The sequence below is a fragment of the Micromonospora sp. NPDC047620 genome (assembly GCF_043205005.1).
Classification (GTDB): Bacteria; Actinomycetota; Actinomycetes; order Mycobacteriales; family Micromonosporaceae; genus Micromonospora.
The window spans coordinates 266,538-282,216 of sequence record NZ_JBIDDG010000008.1 but is presented as its reverse complement, the minus strand read 5'-3'; the positions used below and the strand labels follow the sequence as shown (position 1 = coordinate 282,216).

The 15,679-nt window shown below is 76.6% G+C and carries 11 protein-coding genes; 8 read left to right on the top strand and 3 right to left on the bottom strand.

The window, feature by feature from the left end:
* A partial coding sequence (locus ACGF5C_RS12630) for a helix-turn-helix domain-containing protein (RefSeq protein ID WP_393300449.1) occupies nucleotides 1-320 on the bottom strand: 320 nt, incomplete at its 3' end.
* Between ACGF5C_RS12630 and ACGF5C_RS12625 the strand changes: the two genes are divergently transcribed.
* Both ACGF5C_RS12625 and ACGF5C_RS12620 read left to right on the top strand, forming a co-directional pair.
* Entirely contained in the window at nucleotides 232-894 is a 663-nt protein-coding gene (locus ACGF5C_RS12625) for a TetR/AcrR family transcriptional regulator (protein ID WP_393300446.1), read from the top strand. The two genes, ACGF5C_RS12630 and ACGF5C_RS12625, sit on opposite strands and share 89 nt — an antisense overlap.
* Nucleotides 895-1,027: 133 nt before the next feature.
* The gene (locus ACGF5C_RS12620) at nucleotides 1,028-1,666 is read left to right on the top strand and encodes a flavin reductase family protein (protein ID WP_393300443.1); all 639 of its coding nucleotides are present in this window, start codon (nucleotides 1,028-1,030) and stop codon (nucleotides 1,664-1,666) included.
* A gap of 15 nt (nucleotides 1,667-1,681) precedes the next feature.
* On the opposite strand, the gene ACGF5C_RS12615 is transcribed toward ACGF5C_RS12620, so the two are convergent.
* Nucleotides 1,682-2,143, bottom strand: coding sequence for a hypothetical protein (locus ACGF5C_RS12615; protein WP_393300440.1), 462 nt, complete (start codon nucleotides 2,141-2,143; stop codon nucleotides 1,682-1,684).
* On the bottom strand, nucleotides 2,143-2,622 hold the full coding sequence (locus tag ACGF5C_RS12610) for a hypothetical protein (protein ID WP_393300437.1): 480 nt from the start codon (nucleotides 2,620-2,622) through the stop codon (nucleotides 2,143-2,145). The genes ACGF5C_RS12615 and ACGF5C_RS12610 overlap by 1 nt, the downstream gene beginning before the upstream one ends.
* A gap of 44 nt (nucleotides 2,623-2,666) precedes the next feature.
* Here ACGF5C_RS12610 and ACGF5C_RS12605 point away from each other — a divergent pair, with 44 nt between their 5' ends.
* From ACGF5C_RS12605 to ACGF5C_RS12580, 6 genes are all read left to right on the top strand, one after another.
* A complete protein-coding gene (locus tag ACGF5C_RS12605) occupies nucleotides 2,667-3,674 on the top strand; it encodes a helix-turn-helix transcriptional regulator (RefSeq protein ID WP_393300434.1) in 1,008 nt (335 codons plus the stop codon).
* A gap of 187 nt (nucleotides 3,675-3,861) precedes the next feature.
* The gene (locus ACGF5C_RS12600; protein WP_393300431.1) at nucleotides 3,862-4,146 is read left to right on the top strand and encodes a hypothetical protein; all 285 of its coding nucleotides are present in this window, start codon (nucleotides 3,862-3,864) and stop codon (nucleotides 4,144-4,146) included.
* A gap of 1 nt (nucleotide 4,147) precedes the next feature.
* Nucleotides 4,148-5,854 carry a M14 family zinc carboxypeptidase gene (locus ACGF5C_RS12595; RefSeq protein ID WP_393300429.1) on the top strand — a complete coding sequence of 569 codons (1,707 nt, stop codon included), beginning with the start codon at nucleotides 4,148-4,150 and terminating at the stop codon, nucleotides 5,852-5,854.
* The gene (locus ACGF5C_RS12590) at nucleotides 5,854-9,171 is read left to right on the top strand and encodes a DUF6603 domain-containing protein (protein ID WP_393300427.1); all 3,318 of its coding nucleotides are present in this window, start codon (nucleotides 5,854-5,856) and stop codon (nucleotides 9,169-9,171) included. The genes ACGF5C_RS12595 and ACGF5C_RS12590 overlap by 1 nt, the downstream gene beginning before the upstream one ends.
* Before the next feature lie 13 nt (nucleotides 9,172-9,184).
* Entirely contained in the window at nucleotides 9,185-11,821 is a 2,637-nt protein-coding gene (locus ACGF5C_RS12585) for a hypothetical protein (protein ID WP_393300424.1), read from the top strand.
* Entirely contained in the window at nucleotides 11,821-15,672 is a 3,852-nt protein-coding gene (locus tag ACGF5C_RS12580) for a hypothetical protein (RefSeq protein WP_393300421.1), read from the top strand. Before ACGF5C_RS12585 ends, ACGF5C_RS12580 begins: the two co-directional genes overlap by 1 nt.
* Nucleotides 15,673-15,679 lie beyond the last annotated feature (7 nt).

The window sequence follows — 15,679 nt, the reverse complement described above, 5'->3', positions numbered from 1 at the left end:
CGACTCAACAGCTCCGCCTGCTGCGCAGTCGGATAGAAGCGGAACTTGTACGCCCGCTTCACCCGTGAGGTCACGTTCACGAAGATAGCTCGATAGTTCGGAACCAATCTTGCGGGGTCGCGCGGGAAGCCTGTCCGCCTTGACGGCGAACCGGCTACTCCTGACCTGCCTCGCAGGGAGGTTCCGTTTCCTCCCCGGCCTGAAGGCCGGGGTATCCACGGAAGGAGCCTGATGACGCCCGCCCGTACGGCCGCCGGGAGCGCCGCCACGCGCGGACGCCGCGGGGCCCGGTCGGCGGGGGACGAACGCGAGTCGGCCATCCTGGCCACCGCCGAGCGGCTGCTGCGGCAGCGGGCCGTCGCCGACGTCTCCGTCGACGACCTGGCCCGGGGCGCGGGCATCTCCCGGCCCACCTTCTACTTCTACTTCCCCTCCAAGGACGCGGTGCTGCTGACGCTGCTGGACCGGGTCACCGAGGAGGTCGACGCCGCGGCCAGCGACGTGCTGGAGCGGCTGGCCGAGGATCCGCGGGCGCGCTGGCGGGAGCTGATCGACCGGTTCCACGAGACGTTCGGCGCCCACCGGGCGGTGGTGCTGGCCTGCGCCCAGGTGCGCGGCACCAACGCCGAGGTGCGCCGGGTGTGGGCGAGCGTGCTGGACCGCTGGGTGCAGGCGATCGAGACCGCGATCGAGGCCGAGCGCCGCCGCGGCGCGGCTCCCGACGGCGTGCCGGCCCGCGACCTGGCCATCGCGCTCAACTCGATGAACGAGCGCGTCTGGTACGCCACGTTCGCCGGCGACGGCCCGGCCGTGGCCGAACGGGACGTGGTCGACGTGCTGCTCGACGTCTGGCTGGCCGCGATCTACCGCAGCACCGCTCCCCCGCCGACCTGACCCCGCTTCGGCTCCCGCCTCGGGTGGTCGGAAACGCGACGTCCGATCGCCGCCAGCATCGGCCCCCGGCGGTGCCGCAGAGTCGAGGACGGGGCCGCCGCCGTGGCCCCGTCCGACGGTGGAAGGCGGAAGTGTGCACGTGGTTCCCGGTCTGAAGGTGCTCTACTTCGGGACGCCGGTGGTCCTGGTCAGCTCGCGCAACCCGGACGGCACGGCGAACCTCGCGCCGATGTCGTCGGCGTGGTGGCTGGGGCAGCACGCCATGCTCGGGCTCGGCGACAGCGGCCGGACGACCGCCAACCTGCTGCGCGAGCGCGAGTGTGTGCTCAACCTGCCGTCCTCGGCGATGGTCGACGCGGTCGACCGGATCGCGCTGACCACGGGCCGGCCGGACGTGCCGGAGTACAAGCTGCGCCAGGGCTACCGGCACGAGCCGGACAAGTTCGCCCTGGCCGGGCTGACCGCGCAGCCCTCGGAACTGGTCCGGGCACCCCGGGTCGCGGAGTGCCCGGTCCAGCTGGAGTGCCGGGTGGTCGCGGCCCACCCGTTCGCCGGGGCCGACGTACGGGCGACCGCCTTCCAGGTCGAGGTGCTGCGCGCGTACGTCGAGGAGGAACTGGTCATCCCCGGGACGAGCCACGTGGACCCGCTGCGCTGGGACCCGCTGATCATGAAGTTCTGCGAGTTCTTCGGCGGCGGGCACAACGTGCACCCGTCCCGGCTCGCGGAGGGCTGGGACATGCCCCACCGGCTCGGCGTCGCCGCCGGTTGAGCCCGCCGGGCCCGGTCAGCCGCCCGGCCTCCGGGTGAAGTCCATCGTCCAGTTGGTCTCCCAGGTGCGCCCGCCGTCGATGGAGAACGCCTGCTCCCAGCGGCAGGAGGTCGCGGTGACGCCCGACCAGACGAACCGGCACCGGATCGGCCGGCCCTCGTCGACGTCGTCGGCGAAGAACGTGCCGACGCCGTCGGTGAACCGGCCCACCACCGGCGGCAGCTCCAGCACCCCGCGCCGACTGTTCATCCAGTAGATCGACCAGGTGCCGGCCGCCGGGTCGAGGATCCGCACGGTGGCGCCGGAGAAGCCCCGGGTGGGAAAGGTGATCTCGTCGAAGCTGCCGGCGCCGCCGAAGAAGCCGCGGGCCACGGAGACGCCGGGAAACTCGTCCCAGTCGTCGCTGCCGACGTGCCGCTCGCGCAGGCGCCGATTGGCCACGTCCCAGGTGCCGACGAGGAAGTCGAAGTCGCCCATCAGCGGCCCACCGGCCCCTCGACGCGGGTGTCGGCGAGCCAGCCGGCGAGGTCCGGGCGCTCCGGCGCCAGCACGTGCCGGGCCCAGGCGGCCCGCTCGTGTTCCAGCACGCCCAGCTCCCAGACGCAGCCCGCCCACGGGCGGGTCAGGTCGACGAAGCGGGTCGGGTCGTCGTCCGGGCAGCCCAGGGCGGGCTGGCCGGCCGCCGCGATGCGCACCTCGACCACGTTGTCCCAGACCCAGCTGTACGCCAGCAGGTACGCCCCCGTGTCGGCGCCCCGGTGCAGCACCACCCAGCCCGCCGGCGGGGTGCCGTCGCCGTCGCGGGCCGGCAGCAGGCGGGGCAGCACCGCGTACGCGGCCGGTTCCACCTCCGGCTCGATCCGCCGTTCCGGCTGGTCGACGTGGTAGCGCTTGAGTTGACGGCCGGCGACCGTGAGAGGTCCCGGCGTCCGCAGTTCCTTGTCGCGAAATGCCATGCCGGGACGGTACGGACACTTCACTGACAGCTAGTGTCAGCGGAGTGCGGGCCAGTCGACTCCTCTCCCTGCTGATGCTGCTCCAGGCCCACGGGCGGATGACCGCGGCGCAGCTCGCCGAGCGGCTGGAGGTGTCCACCCGCACCGTCTACCGGGACGTCGAGTCGCTGCACGCGGCTGGCATTCCGCTCTACGGCGAGGCGGGGCATGCCGGCGGCTACCAGCTCGTCGAGGGTTGGCGTACCCGGCTGACCGGGCTGACCGCGCAGGAGGCGGAGCGGCTCTTCCTCGCCGGCCTGCCCGGGCCCGCCGCGGAGCTGGGTTACGGGGCGGCGGTGGCCGCGCTCCAGCTCAAGCTGCACGCCGCGCTCCCGCCCGAGCTGGCCGACCGGGCCGCGCGGATCCAGGAACGGTTCCACCTGGACACCCCCAACTGGTACGCCGACGGCGACGCCTCGCCGCACCTGCCCGAGGTGGCCGAGGCGGTCTGGCGGCAGCGGCGGATCGCGGTGCGCTACCGCAGCTGGGCCGGGGAGGTCGACCGGGTGCTGGAGCCCTACGGGCTGGTCCTCAAGGGCGGCCGGTGGTACGCGGTCGCCGCCCGACGCGGCCGGGACGAGCCGGCCACCTACCGGGTCAACCAGGTCCTGTCGCTGACCGCTCTGGACGAGGGGTTCGCCCGGCCGGACGGGTTCGACCTGCCCGCCTGGTGGCGGGCGCACGTGGTGCGCTTCCGGGCCCACCTGCACCGCGACGACGCCACGGTCCGGCTCTCCCCTCGGGGCCGGGAGAGGCTCCGGGAGATCGGCAGCGAGCTGGTGGTGGCGGCCGTCGACGCCACCGCCGGGCCACCCGACGAGGCCGGCTGGGTGACGGCCGTCATCCCGATCGAGTCGCTCACCCACGCGCACGGCGACCTGCTGCGGCTCGGCGCGGACGTGGAGGTGCTGGCCCCGGCCGCGCTGCGCGAGCGGCTCGCCGCCACCGCCGCCGACCTCGCCGCCCTCTACGCCCCGCGCCCCGTTCCCGAGGTGTCGTCGCCGCCCTCCTGACCTTCCGGCCGCGTCCGGCGGCCCGACAACGGCGCGGCGGGGAGTCCGACAGGCCCCCGCCGCGACGGCAATCCGACACCCTGCGGCGATCCTTCGACCACTCGGCGTATTGCCTGCCGGTCGGTGGCGTCGTTGAGTGAGCAGGGGGAAGGCTTCGACCGCCGCGTCAGCAGGCCGGGAGGCGATCGTGGGGCTCATCCAGATCGAGGGCACGGCCGAGGTGCTGCGCGGACTGCGCGGCATGGCGGGGCTCGACCTGATCGACCCGAGCGCCGCGTCACTGGGCGCGGACCGCTACCGCATCTCGGCGTACGCGCCGGAGGAGCTGATTCCCGAGTTGGAGGCGCGCGGCGCCGAGGTGCGGGTGATGATGTCGTCCGGCCAGTTCGACGCCTTCCATGCCGAGGTCGCGCAGCGCCTCGCCCCGCCACCGGAGGCGTCGGCCCCGCCGGAGAGCACCGGGGAGCGCTGAGGTGCCCCCGCCGTACCCGGCCATCACCGCGCCGCTGCGCGCGCAGGAGATCGAGGACGCGCTCGCCGACCTCGCCGCCAGTTTCCCCGCGCTGTGCACCCGGACGGTCTTCCCGACGGAGACCGCCGGGGGCCGGTCGCACAGCTACGTCAGGATCGCCAACGGCAGCGGCCCGAACCGGCCGGCGGCGCTGATCGTCGGCGGGGTGCACGCCCGCGAGTGGGCGCCGCCCGACGCGCTGGTCACCCTCGCCCGCAACCTGCTGGTGTCGTACACGTCGGGCACCGACATCGTCTTCCCGGCGATGACCGTCACCCCGCTGGTCGGCGCCCCGATCCGCTACCGCGCCTGGCGGATCGCGGCGGCCGACGTCAACGACATCGTCACGAAGCTCGACCTCTACATCCTGCCGCTGCTCAACCCCGACGGGCGGGAGCACGACCTGACCCACCTCAGCGAGCCGGGCTGGCGCAAGAACCGCAGCCCGCAGGCGGGCGGCGAGATCGGCGTCGACCTGAACCGCAACTTCGACATCATCTGGCGATTCGAGGACTACTACGACGTGGCGCTCTACCGCGCCCGGTACGGCTCCGACCCGGCCTCCACGTCGCCGGCCGACGACACCTACCGCGGCCCGTCGGCGCATTCCGAGGTGGAGACCCGCCACCTGGAGTCCCTGCTGGACACCCTGCCGATCCACTACTACGCGGACGTGCACATGTTCGGCCGCAACATCCTCTATTCCTGGGGGCTGGAGGAGGACGGCGACGACCCGGCGATGCACTGGCGGGCGCCCGCCTTCGCCGGGACCCGGGACGGGCTGATCGCCGGGGACCCTGCGCTGCCACCGGGCCGGACCGACTACAAGGAATACCTCCCCGACGACCCGCCGCACCGGATCCGCTCGCGGTCGCGGATGATCGCCACGGCGATGCACGACGAGATCCTCCGCTCGGCCGGGGTTGATCCCGCCGCCCCCGCCTCCACGACCCAGCGGGCCCACTCCGAGTACACGGTCGGGCAGAGCGCGTTCCTCTACCTCCCCGTCGGCGGCGGGCCGAACTCCGGGTGCAGCGACGACTACGCGTGCAGCCGGCAGTTCGCGCTGCCGAACCGGCAGCCGATCTTCGCGTACTGCCTCGAGGCGGGACACGCCGAGGAGCAGGGTTTCCACTGCAACTACGCCGATCCGCCCGGCCACTTCCGCAAGATCAACCGGGAGATCCACGCGGCGGTGACGGCCCTGCTCAAGGTGGCCGCCTCATCCCCGCTGCCCGCCACCGGCGGAGGCGGCGGCGGGCCGTGCCTGATCGCCACGGCCACGCTGGGCCGTCCCGATCATCCGGACGTGCGCTACCTGCGGCACCTGCGCGACGAGCGGCTGCGGGCCACGCCGCGCGGCGCGCGGGCCGCCGACGTGCTGGACCGGGTCTACTACAGCTTCAGCCCGGCCGTGGCCCGGTTGCTGCGGCGGCACCGCCGGGCGCGCACGGCCGTGCGGGTCGGGCTGATCCGACCGCTCGTCGCCGCCCTGCGCCTGTTCTTCGGGCCGGAGCGGGCGCCGGTCCCGCGCCGGACCGCATCCGCCGGTAGCCCACCGCCGGGGCGGACCACGTCCGTAGGCGGCGCACCGCCGGGGCGGACCACGTCCGCAGACTGGCCGCCGGGCGGGCGGCGCGGCGGCACCGGTCCGGGGGGTGGGCGCTGATGGCCGGGACCGCCGAGCAGCTCGCCGTCGAACTGGCCCGGCTGCTCGACCCGGTCACCGAGCGGCTGGCCGCCGGGCAACTGGTCGACCTCTTCGCCGAGCTGGGCCTGCCGCTGCCCGGCCCGGTCGCGGGCGCGCCCGGGGTGGTCGCCGCCGCCGGCACCGCCGGCGCCACCCTCGCCGCTCTCCCGCCGGCGGTCACCGCGCTGGTCGACGCGATCGCCGACGACGACAGCGCCGCGATCGCCGCCGCCCTGGGCGACCTGCTGCCGCTGATCGTCGAGGCCGTCGACGCCGTCCGGGCCCTGGCCGGCGCGGTGCAGTCCGCGTACACCGGGGGCGGTGCGGTCAGCGCGCCGCTGGCCGCGATCCTCGCCGACCTGCCGCAACGCCTGGTCGACTGGACCGCCGCCAGCTACCTGCTGGACCGTCGGCCGGCGCTCGGCCGCGCCCTCGCCCTGTTCGGGCTGGTCGACAACGTCGCCGTGCCCGCCGACGGGGACCGGCCCGCGTACCTGCGGCGCGGGCTCCGGCTGGACCGGCTCGGGGTGCTGCTCGACGACCCGGCCGCCGCGCTGCGCCAGGTGTACGGCTGGGGCGAGCCCACCCTGGACGCCGCGCTGCTGCTCGCCCGGCTGCGCGACTGGCTGACCGCCGTCGGCGTGCCGGCGGTGGTGCTCGCCGGGCCCGGCGGCCGTCCCGAGCTGGCCGCGTTCCTGTTCCGGCTGCACGCCGTGGAGGGACTGCCCCCGGGCACGCCCACCCCGCTGGAGCTGACCCTCGACGTGTTCGACTTCGGCGGGCTGGACATTCCCCTGCCGATCGGCGACGCCTGGGCGGTACACCTGCGCGGCCAGGGCAGCCTCGACCTCGGCGCCGCCCTGCGCGTCGAACCGCCCGCCACGCTGCGCCCGCAGGCCCCCGCGCCCGGGGTCGCCGGGGAGCTGACCGTGTCGGTGGAGCGGCTGCCCGCCGGCCCCGGGCCGATGGTGCTCTTCGGTGAGGCCGACGGCACCCGGCTCACGGCCACCGCCGTCCGGGCCGCTGTCGGCGCCGCGTTCGCCGCGGACGGGGGCGGGGTGAGCGCCCGACTGATCGTCGACGCCGAGGTCGCCGCGGGCCGCCTGGTGATCGCCTTCGGCGGCGCCGACGGCTTCCTGTCCAGCGTGCTGCCGGCCACCCTGGAGGTCGACTTCGACCTCGGGCTGCACTGGGACCCGGTGGACGGGCTGACCCTGCGCGGCGGCGCCGGCCTGGTGCTCGCCGTACCCCTGGCGGTGCGCCTGGGCCCGCTGCGCCTGGACCGGCTCGACCTGGCCCTGCGCCCCGGCGCGGCCGGCATCACCCTGGAGGTCCGCCTCACCGGCGGCATCGACCTCGGGCCGTTCGCGGCGAGCGTGGCCGGCATCGGCGTCGGCGCCGACCTGGCCGTCCGCGACGGCAACCTCGGCCCGGTCGACCTGACCTTCCGCTTCCTGCCGCCCACCGGGCTCGGCATGGTCGTGAACGCCGGGCCGGTCACCGGCGGCGGCTTCATCGGCTTCGACGAGCCGGCCGGCCGCTACTCGGGCGTCCTCGCGCTCAAGCTGGGCGTGGTCGGGGTGGAGGCGGTCGGCCTGCTCGACACCCGGCTGCCCGGCGGCGCGCCCGGCTACGCGCTGCTGATCCTGCTGCGGGCCAGCTTCCCGCCGATCCAGCTCGGCTTCGGCTTCGCACTCTCCTCCGTCGGCGGGCTGCTCGCGCTGAACCGGCAGACCGACGTGGACGCGCTGCGTGCCCGGATGGCCTCCGGCACCGTCGGGCGGATCCTGGCCCCGGAGGACCCGGTCCGCAACGCCCCGGTGCTCCTGGCCGACCTGGCCGCGGTCTTCCCGCCCACGCCCGGCGTGATCGTGGTCGGGCCGACGCTGCAACTGTCCTGGGCGGAGCTGGTCCGCTTCGACATCGGCGTGTTCATCGAGCTGCCCGGCCCGCGCAAGATCGTGATCCTCGGCTCGGCGCGCGCGGGGATCGAGAACCCGTCCGGCGGGCGGCCCTACCTACAGATCCGGCTGGACATCCTGGGCGTGGTCGACTTCGCGCAGCAACTGGTCGCCTTCGACGCGGTCCTGATCGACAGCCACCTGCTGGAGATCCTCGAACTGACCGGCGGCGCGGCGTTCCGGCTCAGCTACGGCGCCGAGCCGTACGTGGTGCTGACCGTCGGCGGCTTCCACCCGGCGTACAACCCGGCGCCCCTGGTCTTCCCCGCCAGCCTGACCCGGATCGCCATGACCCGCGGCGAGCCCGACGACCTGCTCTACTTCCGCTTCGAGGGCTACTTCGCGGTCACCACGAACACGCTGCAGTTCGGCGCGGCCGTCGAGGTCATCGTCAACCTGGGGCCGTTCAACATCCGGGGCTTCCTCGGCTTCGACGCGCTGATCCGGTTCCAGCCGTTCCACTTCGACTTCGCCATCCACGCCTCGGTGAGGGTGCGCTGGCGCAGCCGCACCCTCGCCGGGCTGGACCTCACCGGCAGCATCTCCGGTCCCGGCCCGGTGGTCTTCCACGGCAGGGTCACCCTGGAGATCCTGTTCTTCGAGATCACCTTCGAGGAGACCATCACCCTCGGCTCGTCCACGCCGCCGGCCGTCACGCCGGTCGCCTCGGCCGTGGCCGAGCTCGCCGGGGAACTCGCCGACCCGGCCAACCTGCGCAGCACCGGCGCGACCGACGCCGCCGTGGTCGTCGAGCCGGCCCGCACCGCCGCGCTGCCCGTGGTCCCGCCGCTGGGCCAGGCCGTCTGGACCCAGGAACGCGCCCCGCTGGACCTGCTGCTGCAACGCTTCGAGGGCGCGCCGCTGACCCGGCCGGAGACGGTCACCGCCACCGGCCCGCAGGTCACCGGCACCGAGGTCGACTGGTTCGCGCCGGGCGGCTTCGCCGATCTCTCCGACGCCGACGCGCTGAACCGGCGCGCCTTCGAACGGCTCACCGCCGGCGTCCGCCTGGGCGGCGAGGGCGCCGACGCCGGGCCGTCCACGGTGCTCACCGTCACCGTCAAGCAGATCCGGCTGCCCGCCCCGCCGGTGCTGGTCACCGCTCTCGCGCTGCCCCGGTGGCTGCTCGCCGCGGCGGCCGGCCGCACCGGTCGGCCCGAACGCGACCCGGTCACCCCGGCGGTGGGCGTGCGGGACGAGACCTGGGCCGTGCACGGCGCCGGGGGCGCGGTGACCACCGGGCTGTCCCAGGCGCACGCGCATCAGCTGGCCACCGTGGGCGGCGTCGGGGCCGCCGTCGCGGCGACCGACCCCGTGCCGGCGATGAGCTTCTAGAGGGGCGGCGCGGATGGCCGACGAACAGCTCACCTTCCACGGGTGGTCGCGGGAGCGGATCGCCGCGCTGGCGACCGGCGTGCAGGACGGGCGGCCCCGGGTCGAGACGGCCGTCACGCTCACCGGCACCGACGCCGCCGGCGCGACCACCACGGCCGCCACCGGCACGGTACGGTTCCTGCTCGCCGGCCCGGCCGACGTGGTCCGCCTCGCCCCCGGGGCGATAACCCGCCGCTACCCGACGCCCGGCGCCGTCGACCACGAGTCGGACCGCTGCCCGCACGTGGAGTTCGCCGACGCGACCCTGCCGTGGCGGTACACCCCGGCACCCCGCCCGGCCGCCGGCGCCGGCGCGCAGCACCCCTGGCTGGTGCTGGTCGTCGGGCTGGACGGCGACGAGCTGACCCTTGCCGGGGACCAGGTGACGCTCAGCCCGGCCGTGCAGGCGCTGCACCCGCTGGGCACCGGGGCGACGGCGTACCGGTGGGCGCACCTTCAGGTGGACACCGCCGGGAGGCGGATCGCCCGGCTGCTCTCCGGGCGGCCCCTCGCCCCGGGCACCGACTACGTCGCGGCGCTGGTGCCGGCGTACGACCCGGCGGGGCAGCCGCGGTGGACGGGCACCGGTCCGGCCACCGTGCCCTGCTACGACACCTGGCGGTTCCGCACCGCCACCCCGGCGGGAAGCTTCGAGGACCTGGCCGCCGCGCTGCGTCCCGGCGCCGCCGACCCGGATACCGGCCGGGCTCCGCTGGACTACCCCCGCGTGCCCGCCGCCGACGACCTGGCGGTACGCGGCGCGCTCGCCCCGCTCGGCGGCACCGACGCGGCGCTGCCCGGCGCGGTCCACGACGACCTGGACGCGCTGCGCACCCCGGCACGGGACGACCGGGGCCGGCCGATCGTCGGGCTGCCCCGCTACGGCGAGGCGTGGCGGGCCGGTGCCCCGGAGGAGACCACCTGGGGCGACAGCCTGAACACCGACCCCCGGGACCGCGGGGTGGCCGGGCTCGGGCTGGAGCTGGGCATCCGCCTCCAGGAGGAACTTGCCGCCGAGGCCCGCGCCCACCAGGGCGCCCTCGCGGAGGCGCGGCAGCGGATCCGGGACCTGGTGCTCGGCCTGAACGCCGCGGGCGGGCTGTGGCGGCGGCGGACGCCCGCCGACGCGTACGAGCGGCTCTGGCTGCTCGGGCCGGCGCTGCGCCGCGTGGTCACCCCGGACGGGACGGTGGCCGCGCTCGCCACCGCCGCGGACCGGCCGCTGCCGGCGGGGCTGTTCTCCGGCGCGGCCCGGCGGATCCTGCGCGCCGGCCCGGCGCGCACCGCGCTGACCGCCGCCGGCGGGGTGCCGGCGGGCGAGGTGCTCAAGGCCGCCAACCGGTGCCCGCGCCCGCCGCGCCCGAGCGCCGACGGGCTCCCGCTGGACGACCTCGGCATCGACCTCGACGACCTGGAGGAACGTCGACGCCGGGCGGCGGAGACCGGTGAGGTGGACCTGCACGCCGCCGCCGGGCGGGCGAAGGAGTTGGCCGAGGCCGCCCACCCGAAGCTGCACGACCTGGCGCACACGGTGGCGGAGCGGCTCGCCCGGGCGGCGCACGCCGGGTCACCGGCGCCGTGGGCCGAGGCCCTCGCCCTGCTGGCCGCCGCCGCGACCGTCGACGACCGCGCCGAGCGGGAGCTGGAACGGCTCGCCGCCGCCCTGTGGGAGCTGCTGGAACGCTGGCCGAAGCCGGCCGGCGAGGACGACCTGCCGGCGCTGCTGGACGGGCTGGCCGAGCCGGAGCCGGTGGAGCCGCCGTGCCGCCCGGTCGACCTGGACGCGCTGGCCGCCGGGGTGGCCGCCGCGTTCGACCCGACCGGCCCCGACGCCGCCGCCCGGGTACGCGTGCTGTCCACCATCGACGGTCTCGACCCGGCGCAGCCGCTCGCCCCGCCGGAGGTCTGCGTCGGGCTGGACCGACCGGTCTGGGCCGACCTGCGCGACGCCTTCGACGAGTGGCTGCTGCCCGGGGTGGGCGCGCTGCCGGAGAACTCGGTGATCGCGGTGGAGACCAACCCGCGCTTCGTCGACGCCCTGCTGACCGGGCTGAACACCCAGCTCCTCGGCGAGCTGCGGTGGCGCAACATCCCGGTGGCCACCGGCTGCACCCCGCTGCGGGTGTTCTGGAGCCGGGCCGACACCGGCACCGGCGCCCGCGTCGACGACATCACCGGCATCGGGAACTGGCCGGACGACAGCGGCCTGGGCACCCCGGCGCACCGCCCGGCCGGCGCCTCGGGCCGGGACCTGGTCGTGGTGATCAAGGGACGGCTGTTCCTCCGTTATCCGGCCACCGTGGTCTACCTGGTCACCGCCGAGCACGCCGGCACGGTCGACTTCGGGCAGGACCCGCCGGCCGGGGCGGTCCGGGTGCTGCCCAGCTTCCAGGGGCGGATCGGCACCGACGTGACCTTCTTCGGCTTCCAGGGGTTCGACCCGGCGGACGTGCTGCGGCACTGGCTGGTCTTCGAGGAACCCCCGGCCGGCTACCGCTTCGCCAACGACGCCTCGACCTCCCCGGTGCCGGAGACCTGGGCGCGGACCAGCTTCGCCCGCCCGGTACGGGTGCTCATCCGCGGCGACCACCTCGACCCGGAAGGACCGTGATGGCGGAACCAGTCGTCGGCGTGCTGCTGCCGGTGCGGATCGAGACCCGGTTCTCCCCCGGCCTGCTGCGCCTGCTGGTGGTGCCGGACGAGCCCTGGTTCGCCCGGCACGACCCGCGGGTGTCGCCGGGCGAGGTCGAGGCGGTGCGGCGTTACCTCGACGCCGGGGGCGGCGAGGTCGCCTGGCGCGAGCTGACCGTCCACGTCGGCGGGGCACGGGCGGTCTGGCTGGTCCGGACGCTGGTCGTCACCGCCCCCGACGGCACCACCGCGCTGCGGCCGGTCGGCACGGGCGAGCTACGCAGCGAGCCGGCCTTCCCCCGGATCGAGGAGTTCCCGGACACGCTGCACGTCTGGCTGGCCCGCGGCGGCGGCCCGCCGGCGCAGGTGTTGACCCTCACCGTCGACCGGGGCCGGCTCGCGGTCGACTTTCCCGACCCGGACGCACCGGCGGACCGGCGGTGGTGGGAGAACTGGGACGAGGCCGTCGAGGCGGGCCTGGCCGGGAAGGTGCCGCTGGACGGCGACCCGTCCGACATCGACGCGCTCTACGTCACCGGTCTCGGCGACGGCGACCCGGGCGCGCTGTTCGGCAGCCACCGTGACGAGGGACGGCTGTCCCTGCTGGCCCCCGGCTCGGCGACGAACACGGTGGACGGCGCGCCCGCCGCGCCCGTCACCGGGGACCCGGCGGCCTGGTGGGGGGTGCTCACCGGTGCGCCCACCGACACCGACCGGCTGGTCTCCGCCACACTCACCGGCGACCCGGGGCTGCTCGGCGCCCTGCCCGGCACGTCGGAGCCGCACCGGCGCTGGGCGGGCGCGGCGGTGGCCGGGCTCTGGCCGGCGCTGTGGGGTTTCGCCGGGGCGGACGTGTGGGCGCTGCCGACCGGCGCCGCCGCCGAGTGGGCACCCGGCGCGTTGCTGCCCGAGGGGCCGTTCCCGACGCTGCGCGTCGGCCCCCAGCCCTACGGGCTGCTGCCGGCCACGGTGCTGCGCCGGTGGGTGCCCGAGCCGAAGGACCCGCCGGTCGAGGCGGGCCTGGTCGAGCCGCTGTCCCACCTGCGCGCCGAGTACGCCGCCGCCGCCGAGCAGCGGGGCACAGTCGTCGGGGCGTCCACCGAGGACCTGCTCGACCTGATCGGTCAGGTGCCGACCTCGCCGCTGTTCCGGCACCGCCGGGCCTGGCCGCTGGAGCTGTGGTGGCTGGTGCTGCTCCTGCTCGGCTACGGCGCGTCCTGGTCCGATCTGGACGCCGCCTGGCGGCGCCGGCACCCCGACGCCGAGTGGCTGGGCCTGGCGCCGCACCGCCGCTACGGGGCCACGGGCGCGCCCCGCCGGCTGGAGATCCCGCTCGTGACGCCGGACGGCCTGCCCGCCGGCACCGGCGTCGCCGACGTGCTGAAGCGGCTGCTGGAGGTCGCGGAGGAGCAGCCGTGGGCGTACGCGAACCGCGCGATCCTGGAGGAACTGCTCAGGGAGTACCCGCTGGACAGCCTGCTGCTGCGGCTCGCCGTCCGGTCGTTGCAGGTGGCGATCGGCGACGTGGGGCGGGCGCTGGCCGGCGAGGCCCCGCCCGGCCCGGAGCCGGTGGCCCGGGACGCCGCCACCGCCGGCCGGCTCCAGGGCTGGATCGCCAACACCCCAGCCGCCGCGCTGCACGGGCCCACCCCGCAGGCCCGCGCCTACGAGCGGGTGGTCGACGGGCTGCTCACGCTCGGCGAGATCGAGCCGCCCCGGCTGGAACGGCTGCTGCGCGCCACCGTCGACACCGCCGCGTACCGGGTCGACCCGTGGTTGCTGGGGCCGCCCACCCGGCGGCTGCACGACCTGGTGGAACAGCAGGCGGCCAAGCCCCGGCTCGGGGCGTACGGCTGGGTGGACCGGCCCCGGCCGGGCGCCCCCGGGCCCACGGCCGCCGGTCTGATCCACGCGCCGTCGGCCGGGCAGGGTCTCGCCGCCACGGTGCTGCGGGACAGGGCGGTCAGCGACCCGTCGCCCCGCTGGGACCTGGACCTCACGTCCCGGTCGGTCCGCGACGCCGACCGGATCGCCGAACATGTCCGGGTCGGCGCGCACCTGGCCGAGGCACTCGGCCGTGAGGTGGAGCGGGTGGTGGGCACGCCGGCCGACGTGGAGCGGCTGCGCCGGGACTACCCCGTCCGCACCGAGCACGCCGGGCGGCGGGTCTGCGACGGGCTGGCCGTGCTGGCCGCCCCGCCGGGCGACCTCGGGCTGGACCCGGCCCGCCTGGCCGGCCTGGACCGGCTGCGCGTCGCCATGGACGCCTACGGGGACCTGCTGGTCGCCGAGGCCGTGCACCACGTCACCGAGGGCCGGGCCGAGGTGGCCGGGGCAGCGCTCGACGCCGCCGCCGGGTTGACCCGCCCGCCGCGGCTGGGGCTGCTGCGCACCCCCCGGGAGGGGCGGGCGGTGGGCACCGGCGTGGTCGTCGTCCTGCCGCACGTCGCCGACGCGGCACTGCCGGCCGACCCGACCGACCGGGCCACCCTAGCCCCGGCGGCCCTGGCCGACCCGGCGACCGCCGCGTTCCTGGCCACCCAGGTCGGCCCCGACTGGACGTTCGAGGTCGCCGCCGGTGGGCTGGTCGCCACCGTCACCCTCGACGCGTTGGGGCTCGGGCCGGCGGACGCGCTGGCCCTGGCGCGCACCGACCTGGAGCGCCTCGCCGTCGACGCCGGTGCCGCCGCGCTCGGCGCGGAGCCGGCCGCGGCCACGCTGACCGGCGGCGACGGCGTCGCCCGCTACGAGGCCGCCGCGCGGCTGGTCGCCCTGATCGGGCGCCGCCCGGCCGACCCGGACGCGACGGCCGAGCGGCCGGACTCCGCCGACCCGCCCGCCACCGCGCACGCCGACCTGCTGGCCCGCTACGCCCGGGTCCGGGACACGGCGGCGGCCCTGGCCGCCCGGGTCGCCGCCGAGCTGGCGCTGACCGCGGGCGACGGGGGCATCGGCGGCGCCGACCCGGCGGTGCTGGCCCGCCTGGTCACCGCCGCCCGCGCCTGGGGCCTCGCCCCCGACCCGGCGCCGACGGAGGCGGCGTCGGGCGCGGAGGCCGCGCAGCGGCGGCTGGTGGCGCAGGCCGTCCGGGTGCGGGAGCTGCTCGACGCGCGGCTCGACGCCGCCGCCGACACCGCGCCGGCCGGCCCGGGGTCACCCTCCCCGGCGGCGGAGCTGACGCGCGACGACCTGGTCGGGCAGCTCGCCGCGCTGGTCAGCCCGACCGGCCAGCTCGCGGTGACCGCCCGGCTGCCCCGCTCGGCGCTGCCCGCGCTGACCGGCGACGGGACGCTCGACGCGGACTGGTTGCCGGTGGTCGCCGCCGTCCGGGAGCCGCTCGCCAGGCTGGAGGCACACCAGCTCGCCGACGGCACGCCCGCCGCCGCCGGGCCGGCCCTGACCGGCTGGAGCAACAAGCCCGGCGACCCGTGGCAGAGCAGCGGCCCCGACGGGCGACGGCTGGTCGTCGCGTACGCCGACCCGACGCTGGACCTCACCGTCACGCCGCCGGGGGCGCCGGTCGCGGTGGCCGTGCTCGACCGGTTCACCGAGGTGGTCCCGGAGGCGGCGCAGGCCACGGCGGCGACCTTCGGCTTCGACGCCCCGGCCGCCCGGGCGCCGCAGGCGATCCTGCTCGCCGTGCCGCCGGACCTGTCGCGGCCACTCGACCCCGAGACCCTGGTGGAGCTCCTCGCCGACGTCCGCGAACTGGCCCGGGCCCGGGTCGCCCGGCCGGCCGACCTCACCCCCGGCCTGCGCGGGCTGCTGCCGGCCGGGTTGCTGCCCGCCGACGGACCCACGGGGGTCCCGCTCGACGCGACCCGGAGGTGAACCGGCG

What these genes read in the sequence shown, in the direction of transcription:
- ACGF5C_RS12625 (WP_393300446.1), top strand. Translation starts at nt 232, where the DNA reads ATGACGCCCGCCCGTACGGCCGCCGGGAGCGCCGCCACGCGCGGACGC.
- ACGF5C_RS12615 (WP_393300440.1), bottom strand. Translation starts at nt 2,143, where the DNA reads ATGGGCGACTTCGACTTCCTCGTCGGCACCTGGGACGTGGCCAATCGG.
- ACGF5C_RS12610 (WP_393300437.1), bottom strand. Translation starts at nt 2,622, where the DNA reads ATGGCATTTCGCGACAAGGAACTGCGGACGCCGGGACCTCTCACGGTC.
- ACGF5C_RS12590 (WP_393300427.1), top strand. Translation starts at nt 5,854, where the DNA reads ATGGCCGGGACCGCCGAGCAGCTCGCCGTCGAACTGGCCCGGCTGCTC.
- ACGF5C_RS12585 (WP_393300424.1), top strand. Translation starts at nt 9,185, where the DNA reads ATGGCCGACGAACAGCTCACCTTCCACGGGTGGTCGCGGGAGCGGATC.
- ACGF5C_RS12580 (WP_393300421.1), top strand. Translation starts at nt 11,821, where the DNA reads ATGGCGGAACCAGTCGTCGGCGTGCTGCTGCCGGTGCGGATCGAGACC.